The following is an 11,675-nucleotide window of genomic DNA, read 5'->3' as shown; positions in this document are numbered from 1 at the left end:
GCGCGGCGCGGCGTCCAGCGCGCGGCCGACGACGCGCGCCGTACCGCCCGCGCCCTGCGCTCCGAGGGCGCGGAGATCGCGGACGTCCCCGACGACCTCGGCGAGGCGGCCCAGCCGCCCTCCGCCTCGCTGCCCGCGCTCCGGGAGGCGTACCGGGCCGCCTCCCAGGTCTACGAGAAGGTCGGTGTCGGCGCCGACCTCCGCGCCGAACAGGCCCGCGCCGAAAGCGACGAGAGCGCGGCCCTCGCCACCCTCGACCGGCTCACCAACAAGGTCCGCACCCGCGCCGCCCAGCTCCTGGAGGGCACCGACGGCGCCGACGGACCCTCCCGGCAGGCCGCCGCCGCCCGCGCCGAGTCACTGGTCCAGATGCTGGAGAGCCGCGCGTCCGCGGCGAGCGAGCAGTTGGGCCGGCTGCGCGGCGAGGCGGAGCGGCTCGCCCCCGCCGACGGCGACGCCCACACCGAGCTGCCGGAGGAGATGGTCCCGGCCGACGCCGAACAGGCGAAGGAGCTGCTGCGCACCGCCAACGGCGAACTGGCCGCCCGTACGGACGCCCTGGACACCGCCCGCACCGCCCACGCCGACCTGGTGCGCGCCCACCGCGCCGCCGAGGACGCCGCGGGCGGCTTCGACGAGACCGCCGCCCTGCTGCGGGATCTGCTGCGGGACGGCCCCGGTGCGGAGGACGACGGCGAGCGGCCCGAGCCGTACGCCGGGGACCTCGCCGAGGCCCGCCAGGCCGCCGCCGAGACCCGCCGCTCACTGCGCGGCTGCGCCGCCGATCTGTCGGCGGCCGACTCCTCGGTGCGGGAGGCGAGCGACGTCCTCGTACGGCACGCCAACTCCACTCGCTACGAGCAGGTGCGCACCCCCGCCCGCCAGCAGATCCGGGAGCTCCCCGCGGCCGCGCTGCCCGAGCACGCCGCCGCCTGGGCCGATGCGTTCGCGCCCCGGCTGCGCGTGCTCACCGACGAGCTGGAGCAGCTGGAGCGCAACCGCGACTCGATCGTGGACCGGCTGCGCGGCCTCGTCGAGTCCTGCCTGGCCACGCTGCGTTCGGCGCAGCGGCTCTCCCGGCTCCCGGAGGGGCTCGGCGAGTGGTCGGGCCAGGAGTTCCTGCGGATCCGCTTCGAGGACCCCGACCAGGCCACGCTCACCGAGCGGCTCGGCGAGGTCATCGACGAGGCCACCCGCTCCGCCGTCCGGAAGAACTCCGATCTGCGCCGGGACGGCATGTCGCTGCTGCTGCGCGGGGTCCACGCCGCGCTCCAGCCGCGCGGGGTGGCGGTGGAGATCCTCAAGCCGGACGCGGTGCTGCGGGCCGAGCGGGTGCCGGTGGGGCAGATGGGCGATGTGTTCTCCGGTGGCCAGCTGCTGACCGCCGCCATCGCGCTGTACTGCACCATGGCCGCGCTGCGCAGCAACGACCGGGGCCGGGACAAGCACCGCCACGCGGGCACGCTCTTCCTCGACAACCCCATCGGCCGCGCCAACGCGACCTATCTGCTGGAGCTCCAGCGGGCGGTGGCGGACGCGCTCGGGGTCCAGCTCCTCTATACGACGGGGCTGTTCGACACCACGGCGCTGGCCGAGTTCCCGCTGGTGATCCGGTTGCGCAATGACGCGGACCTGCGGGCCGGGCTGAAGTACATCAGCGTCGAGGAACATCTGCGGCCGGGCCTTCCGGCCCGGGAGCCGGAGGAGGAGCAGCAGGTCCACGGCCAGATCACCGCGACCCGCATGTACCGTCGCCCCGAGGCGGACGAGGAGGCGCCCGCCGAGGCGGCGGACCGGCCGTGAGCCCGGCGGACTATCCCTGACCGGTGTTCACCGTCTGGGTCGTGGTCGCGGACGAGGTCGCGTAGTTGACATCGCCGTTGTAGTTGGCGGTGACGGTGTGGGTCCCCTTCGGCAGCGGATTGAACGTCGCGGTGGCCGTGTTGCCCACGAGCGGCACGGTCTGCGGACTCCGCCCGGTGATGGCGAGGGTGACCGTTCCGGTGGGCGTCCCCGCGCCGGGGGCGACGGCCGCCACGGTGGCGGTGACGGTCACCGGGTCGCCCGTGGTCGAGGGGTTCGGGGAGGAGCTCACGGATGTCGTGGTGGCCGCCTTGTTCACGGTCTGGGTGTCGGTGCCGCTGGAGGTGGCGAAGTTCTCGGTCCCGTTGTACGTGGCCGTGATGGTGAACGGGCTCCCGGTGGTGGCCGTGTAGGTGTGGGTGACGGTCGCGATGCCGCCGGAGAGGATGCCCACGGCGGTGTTGGTGCCGTCGCCGAAGGAGAAGGTGACCGCCCCGACCGGGGTGCCGGAGGCGGACGAGACCGTCGCCCTGATGGTCACCGACTGGCCCACCACCGAGGGGTTGGGGATCGAGGTCACCGTGGTGGTGGTCGCGGCCTTGGCGTTGATGGTCTGGGTGTCGGTGCCGCTGGACGTGTTGAAGTTGGTGTCCCCGTTGTAGGTGGCCGTGATGGGGAAGGGGCTGCCGGTCCTGGTGGTGTAGGTGTGGTTGACGGTCGCGACGCCGCCGGAGAGGGCCACGGTGCTGTTGCTCGTACCGTCCCCGAAGCTGAAGGTCACCGTGCCGGTCGGGGTTCCGGCGCCGGGGGAGACGGCGGCCACGGTGGCGGTGAGGGTCACCGACTGCCCGGTCGCCGAGGGATCGGGTGCGGAAACCACGGTCGTGGTGGTGGCGGCCCGGCCCACGGTCTGGCTGTCGGTGCCGGTGGAGGGCGTGTAGTTGGTGTCCCCGTTGTAGGTGGCCGTGATGGGGAAGGGGCTGCCGGTCCTGGTGGTGTAGGCGTGGGTGGTGGTGGCCGTGCCGCCGGACAGGGGCGCGGTGACGGTCGGTGCGCCGTCCCCGAAGGAGAAGGTGACCGTCCCGGTCGGGACCCCGGCGCCGGGGAGGACCGATGCCACGGTGGCGGTGAGCGTGACGGTCTGGCCGGTGACGCTGGGGTCGGGCGCGGAGGCGACGGTGGTCGTCGTGGCCGCCTTGTTGACCGTCTGGGTGTCGGTGCCGGTGGACGAGGTGTAGCCGTTGTCGCCGTTGTAGGTGGCGGTGATGGTGTACGGGCTGCCCGAGGTCCCCGCGTAGGCGTGGGTCACGGTGGCCACGCCGCCGGTGACCGGCGCCGTGGCGGACGGTGCGCCGTCCCCGAAGGAGAAGGTGACGGTGCCGGTCGGGGTTCCGGAGCCCGGCCCCACCGCGGTGACGGTGGCGGTGAGGGTCACGTTCTGGCCGGTGACGGTGGGGTCGGGGGAGGAGGCGACGGTCGTGGTGGTGGCCGCCTTGTTGACCGTCTGGGTGTCGGTGCCGGTGGAGGGCGCGAAGCCGGTGTCGCCGTTGTAGGTGGCGGTGATGGCGAAGGGGCTGCCCGTGGTGCCGGCGTACGCGTGGGTGGCGGTGGCTGTGCCACCGGACAGCGGCGCGGTGATGGCCGGGGTGCCGTCGCCCGGGTCGAAGGTGACGGTGCCGGTGGGCGTTCCGGCGCCCGGGGCGAGCGCGGAGACCGTGGCGGTGAGGGTGACGTTCTGGCCGGTGACGGCGGGGTCGGGGGAGGAGGACGCCGCCGTCGTGGTGGCCGCCCTGTTGACCGTGTGCACATCGGTGCCGCTGGACGCCGTGTAGCCGGCGTCCCCGCTGTAGGTGGCCGTCACGGTGTACGGGCTGCCGGAGGTACCCGGGTAGGAGTGGGTGACGGAGATGAGGCCGTCGGTGAGCGGCGCGGTGGCGGTCGGCGTGCCGTCGCCGAAGTCGAAGGTGACCGTCCCGGTCGGCACCCCGGCCCCCGGGGCGATCGGCACCACCCTCGCGGTGAAGGTGGTGGGCTGACCGCTGACCGTGGGATCCGGTGCGGAGACCACCGCCGTCGTGGTGGCCGCCTTGTTCACGGTCTGGGCGTCGGTGCCGCTGGACGAGAGGAAGCTGGGGGTGCCGTCGTAGGTGGCGGTCACCGTGAATCCGGCGGCGCTCGTGTAGGTGTGGCTGATGGTGGCCGCCCCGCCGGTCAGCGGGGCCGACGCGACCGGGGAGCCGTCACCGAAGTCGAAGGTGACGGTGCCGGTCGGCACCCCCGCCCCCGGGGCGACGGGGGCCACGGTCGCCGTGAGGGCCACCGGTTGCCCGACCACGGAGGGATCGGGCGCGGAGGCCACCGTTGTGGTCGTGGACGCCGGGGCGACCGTCTGGGTGTCCGTGCCCGAGGACGAGCTGAAGTTGACGTCCCCGCTGTAGGAGGCGGTGACCGTGTACGGGCTGCCCACCGCGGTCGGGTAGGCGTGGACCACGGTCGCCACCCCGGCGGAGAGCGCCGCGGTGGCGGTCGCCGTGCCGTCGCCGAAGTCGAAGGTCACCGTGCCCGTGGGCACCCCGGCACCGGGCGGGGTCGGTGCCACGGTCGCGGTGAAGGTCACCGCCCGGCCGGTCACCGAGGGGTCCGGCGAGGAGGTCACGGTGGTCGATGTGGTGGCGGCGCTCACCGACACCGTATGCGTTCCGGTGGCGGCGGAGGGCGCGAAGTCGGCGTCGCCGCCGTAGGAGGCGGTGACCGTGAAGGGGCTGCCGACCGAGGTCGGGTAGGGGTGGGTCACGGTGGCCACCCCGCCGCTGACCGGTGCGGTGGCGGTCGGCGAGCCGTCGCCGAAGTCGAAGGTGACGGTGCCGGTCGGGCTGCCCGCCCCCGGGGCCGCGGCGAAGACCCTGGAGGTGAAGGTGACCTGCTCGCCCGGCACGGACGGGTCCGGCGAGGTGACCAGGGAGGTGACGGAGTCCGCCTGGCCGACGGTCTGGGTGTCGGTTCCGGTGGAGGCGGTGAAGTCGGCGTCGCCGCTGTAGGAGACGGTGATGGTGTACGGGCTGCCGGAGGTGCTCGCGTAGGTGTGGGTGATGCTCGCCGCCCCGCCGACGAGCGGCGTGGTCACGGCCGGGCCTCCGTCGCCGGGGTCGAAGGTGACGGTGCCGGTGGGGATTCCGCCCCCCGGCACGGCCGGTGCGACGGTGGCGCCGATGGTCACCGCCTGACCGGCCACCGAGGGATCGGGCGCCGAGGTCACCGTGGTGTCGGTCGCGGCCGGGTCCACGGTCTGGGTGTCGGTTCCGGTGGAGGCGGTGAAGTCGGCGTCGCCGCTGTAGCTGGCCGTGATGGTGTACGGGCTGCCGAAGGCGATCGGATAGGCGTGGGCGATGGTCGCCACCCCGCCGGTGACCGGCGCCGTGACGGCCCCCGTCCCGTCGCCGAAGTCGAAGGTGACCGTGCCGGTGGGGGTTCCGGCTCCCGGCGCGACGGCCGCGATGGTGGCGGTGACCGTCACCGGCTGGCCGGTGACCGACGGATTCGGCGACGAGTCCACCGTCGTCGTCGACAACGCCCGCTCGACGAGGTGCGTCTCCGTGTTCACCGAGCCGGTGAAGTGGGCGTCCCCGCCGTAGGTGGCGGTGACCGTGTACGGGCTGCCCGCCGCGGTCGCGTACGTGTGCGCGGCCGTCGCCACACCGTCCGCCACCGGGACGTCGACCGTCGGGCTGCCGTCGCCGAAGTCGTAGGTCACCGTGCCCGTGGGCGCGCCCGCGCCCGGGGCGACCGGCGCCACCCGCGCGAGGAACGTCACCGGCTGGCCCGTGACCGACGGCTCGGGCAGATCGCTGATGGCGACGGTGGTCGAGGCGCGGCCCACGCTCTGGGTGTCGGTGCCGAGGGACGTCAGGAAGTCCGCGTCGCCGTCGTAGGTGGCGGTGATGGTGTACGGGCTGCCGGAGGCGCCGGTGTAGGTGTGGGTGACGGTGGCCACGCCCGCGCTCATGGACGCGGTGACGGCCGGGCTGCCGTCGCCGGGGTCGAAGGTCACGGTTCCGGTGGGGGTTCCGGCTCCCGGGGACACGGCCGAGACGGTTGCGGCGAGGGTCACCGGCTGGCCGGTGACCGAGGGATCGGGCGAGGAGGCCACATCGGTGTGGGTGGCGGCCGGGTTCACGGTCTGGGTGTCGGTGCCGGTGGATGCGTTGAAGTCGGTGTCGCCGCCGTAGTCAGCCGTGATGGTGTACGGGCTGCCCGAGGTGTCGGGCCAGGCGTGGGTGACCGTGGCCACCCCGGCCGTGACCGGCGCGGTGGCGGGGGCCGTGCCGTCCCCGAAGTCGAAGGTGACGGTTCCGGTGGGGGTTCCGGCTCCCGGGGACACGGCCGAGACGGTCGCGGTGACGGTCACCGGCTGGCCCGTCACCGAGGGATCCGGCGCCGAGACCACCGCCGTCGCGGTCGGGGCCCGGCCGACGGAGTGGGTGACGAGGTCGGCGGAGCCCGTGAAGTCGGGGCTGCCGCCGTATGTGGCGGTGACGGGGTACGGGCTGCCCGCCGTGGTCGCATAGGCGTGCACGGCCGTCGCCAGGCCGCCGACGACCGGGGCCGCGGCGGTGCTGCCGTCGCCGAAGTCGAACGTCACCGTACCCGTGGGCGAGCCCCCGCCCGGTGCCACCGGCGCCACGGTCGCCGTGAAGGTGACCGGCTGGCCCACGACGGACGGCTCCGGCGCGGGGCTCACCGTGGTGGTCGTCGCGGACTGGAGGACGGTTTGCGGCTCGGTGTCCGCCGAGGACCGGAAGTCGTCGCCGCCGCCGTACGTCGCGGTGATCGTGTACGGGCTGCCGAGGCCGCTCGTGTACGTGTGCGGAAGGACGGCGGCCCCTCCGGCCAGGGGCACGTCGACAGCCTGGGTGCCGTCGCCGAAGTCGAAGGTGACCGTGCCGGACGGCACCCCGGCCCCCGGCGGCACCGCGGCGACCGTCGCGGTGACGGTGATCTCCTCGCCCACCACCGAGGGATCGGGATCGGCGGTCACCGTGGTGGTGGTCGAGGACGGATGCACGGTGTGGACGTCGGCGCCGGTGGAGGGCGCGAAGTCGCCGTCGTCGCCGTAGGTGGCGCTGATGGTGTACGGGCTGCCGGACGTCTCCGTATAGGCATGGGTCACCGTCGCCACTCCGGCCACGCTGGGGACGGTGGCGGTCGGCGTGCCGTCGCCGAAGTCGAAGGTGACCGTGCCGTTGGTGGTGCCCGAACCCGGGGCGAGAACCGCCACGTTGGCGGTGACGGTCACGGGCTGGCCGACCTCGGTCGGGTCCGGTGAGGAGAAGACGGTGGTGGAGGTGGCCGCCGGGTTCACGCTCTGGTCGAGGGTGTCCGTGGATCCGGTGAAGCTCACGTCCCCGTCGTAGGTGGCGGTGACGGTGTACGGGCTGCCCGCGGTGGACGGGTAGGCGTGGACGGCGATCGCCGTCCCGTCGGTGAGGGGCGCCCGGACCGCCTGGGTGCCGTCGCCGAAGTCGAAGGTGACCGTGCCGGGCGGCGTCCCCGCGCCCACCTGCCCCGACGCCACGGTCGCGGTGAAGGTGACCGGCTGGCCGGTCACGGACGGATTCGGCGCGGAGCTCAGCGTCGTGGACGACGAGGCCGGGGTGACCGTCTGGATGTCCAGCCCGGTCGACCCGGTGAAGTCGTCGTCCCCGCTGTAGACCGCGATGATGGTGTACGGACTGCCCGCCGTCGAGGCGTAGGCATGGCTGGTCGTCGCCGTGTCGCCGGTCAGCGGGACGGTGACGGTCGTGGTGCCGTCACCGAAGTCGAACGTCACGGTCCCGGTGGCGGTGCCCGCGGCGGGCGGCAGGACCGTCACGGTCGCGGAGACGGTCACCGCCTCGCCGACGGTGGACGGGTCCGGGGTGGTGCTCACCGTCGTCGCGGTGGCCGAGACGTCCATCTCCACCGGCTGGACGGTGGTGACGGTGGAGGTGGCGAAGTTGTCGTCGCCGCCGTAGGTGGCGGTGATGGTGTACGGGCTGCCCGCGGTGGAGACGTAGGCGTGCGTCGTCGTGGCCACACCGTTCGCGACCGGCACGGTGGCCGTCGTGGTGCCGTCGCCGAAGTCGAAGGTCACGGTGCCGGTCGGCGCGCCCGCGCCCGGCGGCACCGGCGCCACCCGCGCGATCAGCGTCACGGTCTGGCCCACCGCCGACGGAGTCGGCGACGAGGTCACGACGGTGGTGGTCGCGGCCGGTGTGACGGCGTGGACGAGGGTGTTCTCGGACGGGGCGAAGTCGCCGTCGCCGCCGTACTCGGCCGCGATGGTGTAGGGGCTGCCGGCCGTACTGGCGTAGGCGTGGGTGACCGCGGCCGAGCCGTTCACCAGCTGGGCGGTGACCGGCGGGGTGCCGTCCCCGAAGTCGATGGTGACGGGTCCGGTCGGGGTGCCCGCGCCGGGCCCGGTGGGGGCCACGGTGACCGTGACCAGCTCCCCCGTGACGGAAGGGTCGGGCGTGGCGGTGATCGTGGTGATGGTCGCGGCCGGGTCGACGGTGTGGAGACGGGTGCCGACGGACGCCACGAAGTTGGCGTCGCCGTCGTAGGTGGCGGTGACCGTGTACGGGCTGCCGACCGCGGTGGCGTAGGCGTGATCGGTGGTCGCCGTACCGCCGGTGAGGGCGAGGGCGACGGGCGCGGTCCCGTCGCCGAAGTCGAAGGTGACCGTGCCGGTCGGGGTGCCGGAGGCGGGGGGCACGGCCGCGACGGTCGCGGTGAAGGTCACCGTCTCACCGGTCACCGAGGGGGACGGCGAGGCGGTGAGCACCGTGGTCGACACGCCCTGGACGACCTGATGGGTGTCGGCCGCCGAGGACGTCAGGAAGTTGGCGTCGCCGCTGTAGGTGGCCGTGACCGTGTACGGGGTCGCCGACTCCGGGTTGGTGTGGTCGACCGTGGCCGTGCCGCCGGTCACGGGTGCCGTGACGGGGGGCGTGCTGTCGCTGAACTCGAACGTCACCGTGCCCGTGGGCGAACCGGCGCCCGGGGTGTCGGGGGTGACCTTCGCGATGAACGTCGTGGACTGCCCCACGCTGGACGGGTCGGGCGCGGCGGTCAGGGCGGTGGCGGTGGTGGCCGGTTCGACGGTCTGGGTGTCGGTGCCGCTGGACGCGGTGAAGTTGGCGTCGCCGTTGTAGGTGGCGGTGACCGTGTAGGGGCTGCCCGCGGTGTCGGTGTAGGTGTACGTGGCGGTCGCGGTGTCGCCGGTGAGGGGCGCGGTGAGGGGCGGGGTGCCGTCCCCGGGGTCGAAGGTCACCGTCCCGGTGGGGGCGCCCGCGCCGGGCGGCACGGCCGTGACCGTGGCGGTGAAGGTCACGGGGTCGCCCACCGCCGAGGGGTCGGGCGCGGCGGTGACGGCGGTCGCGGTGGCGGCCGGCTGGACCGTCTGCGAGTCGGTGCCGAGGGAGGTCAGGAAGTTGGTGTCGCCGTTGTAGGTGGCGATGATGGCGTACGGGCTGCCGGCGGCGCCGGTGTAGGTGTGCGTGGCCGTCACCTGGCCCGCGGACACGGGCTGGGTGACGGTCGGGGTGCCGTCGCCGAAGTCGAAGGTGACCGTGCCCGTCGGCGTTCCCGCCCCCGGGGAGACCGCCGTGACCGTGGCGGTGACGGTCACCGGCTCACCCACCGCCGAGGGATCGGGCGCGGAGGACACGGCGGTCGCGGTCGAGGACTGCCCCACCGACTGGAGGCCCGTACCCGTGGAGGCGGTGAAGTCGGTGTCGCCGTTGTAGGTGGCGGTGATGGTGTAGGGGCTGCCGGTGGCGCCGGTGTAGGTGTGGCCGGTGGTCGCCGTGGAGCCGGCGAGGGGTGCCGTCACGGTCGGGGTGGAGTCGCCGAAGTCGAAGGTCACCGTCCCGGTGGGGGTGCCCACACCGGGCGGTACGGCCATGACCGTGGCGGTGACGGTCACCGGCTGGCCGACGACGGACGGACCCGGTGCGGAGCTCACCGCGGTGGCCGTCCTCGCCTGCTCGACGATCTGGGCGTCCGTGCCCGTGGAGGCGGTGAAGTTGGTGTCGCCGTTGTAGGTGGCGGTGACCGGGTACGGGCTCCCGGAGACGTCCGGGTAGGCGTGGGTCACCGTCGCCACGCCGTTCGTCAGCGGCTGGGCCACGGCCGGGGTGCCGTCGCCGAAGTCGAACGTCACCGTCCCGGTCGGCGCACCGGCCCCCGGCGGCGCGGCGGCCACCTGGGCGACGAAGGTGACGGGCTGTCCGGGCACGGACGGGTCGGGGGCGGAGTTCACCGCGGTGGTGGTCGATGCCTGGCCGACGGTCTGGGTGTCCGTGCCCGTCGAGGCCGTGAAGTACAGATCGCCGCCGTACTCGGCGGTGACGGCGTACGGGGCGACCGACGGCGCGGCGTAGACATGGCCGACCGTGGCCGTACCACCCGTGAGGGAGACGGCCACGGTCGGGCTGCCGTCGCCGAAGTCGAAGGTGACGGTGCCCGTGGGGGTGCCCGCCGGGACGCCCGCCACCACGGCGGTGAAGGTCACCGGCTGGCCGACGACGGAGGGGTCGGGCGCGGAGGTGACGGTCGTGGTGGACGGCGCCACATAGCCGAAGCCGTTCGGGACCGTCACGCTGCCCCCGGCGGTGGTGACGGTGATGTCCGCGGGGCCGGGGACGTTCGGGGGCACCACTGCGACCAGCAGGGTGTCGGAGATCGACCCGAAGGACGTGGCGGGGACGCCGCCGAAGGTGACGCCGGTGACATGGCTGAGCCCGGTGCCGGTCAGGACGACGGGCTCGCCGCCCGCGGTGGAACCCGTGGTCGGGCTGACGTCGCTGACGACCGGCACCGCGGCGTAGGTGTAGAGCAGCCGGTTGCTCACCCCGCCCACCGTGATGACGTACACCGGAACGGTGCCGGGCCCCGAGGCCGGGGGAGCGGTCACCAGGAGGTGCTGGTCGGAGACGGCCGTGGGGAGGGCGACGGAGTCGCCGAAGTGCACCAGCCGCGCGGTGCTCAGATTGACGCCGGTGAGCTCGACGATGTCGCCCCCGCCGAGCGGTCCGGCGATGGGCGCGATGTCGGTGAGGGTGGGCCAGGGGAGGTAGAAGAACGAGCCGATGGGGGCCGTTCCGCTCGGGGTGGTGACATACACCGGGACCGAGCCCGTCCCCGAGGGGCTCACCGCGACGATGGTCTGGTCGTCGAGGACGGAGAAGCTCGCCGCCCGGCGGGTGCCGAAGAACACGTCCGTGGCGCCCGAGAAGTGGCTGCCGATGACGGTCACCAGGGTCCCGCCGCTGTACGGACCCTGGTCGGGGAAGATGCCGGCGAACTGGTTGAAGAGCTCGTACGTGCCCAGCGGGCGAACGGCCCCGAGGCCCGTGCGCGCCCCGGGGAGCACCGGCCGGTCCGGATCGCCCGGGAGGGGATCCAGCAGGGTGCCGCGGCGGAGGGCGGCCAGCGCGTCGAGGCGGTCGACCGCGGTGCGCACCACCAGCCGGTCGGGCAGGCTCCGCGCCGGGATCGGGATCGGCGCGCTGAGCGTCGGCACGAGCCCGAGGGATTCCGGATCGACGACGGCGATGCAGTTCTCACCGGGATCGGTGACGAGGATGAGTCCCAACGGGCGACAGGGCATGACGGCTCCGATCTGGCAAGGCGTCTTCCACTCCGCCGGAAAGGATGGGCAGCCCACCGGAATCGGACGGATTCAGTAACCCATCCCGGTGGGACCCGGGCAATATCCTTGACCGCGGCTCACCCGAATGGCGCAGCGCGCACCGCGCCGCCGCCCTGCCCGCCCTGTCTTCCGCTCGGCCCCGGGCCCCGGCGCACTCCCCGGCCGGGCGAACCGGCCCCGT

The 11,675-nt window shown here is 74.0% G+C and carries 2 protein-coding genes; one reads left to right on the top strand and one right to left on the bottom strand.

What is annotated here, in order from left to right:
* The coding region (locus ABD329_RS40910; RefSeq protein WP_486388710.1) for a coiled-coil domain-containing protein at positions 1-1,803 on the top strand (1,803 nt) is incomplete at its 5' end.
* 10 nt (positions 1,804-1,813) lie between these two features.
* Here the strand turns inward: ABD329_RS40910 and ABD329_RS40905 are convergent.
* Positions 1,814-11,437, bottom strand: a complete 9,624-nt coding sequence (locus ABD329_RS40905) for an Ig-like domain repeat protein (RefSeq protein ID WP_246618190.1) — start codon at positions 11,435-11,437, stop codon at positions 1,814-1,816.
* Positions 11,438-11,675 lie beyond the last annotated feature (238 nt).

Source organism: Streptomyces javensis (genome assembly GCF_039525925.1).
GTDB classification, from domain to species: domain Bacteria; phylum Actinomycetota; class Actinomycetes; order Streptomycetales; family Streptomycetaceae; genus Streptomyces; species Streptomyces asiaticus.
The sequence above is the reverse complement of the archived record's forward strand: the minus strand, read 5'-3'. Positions and strand labels throughout refer to the sequence as shown.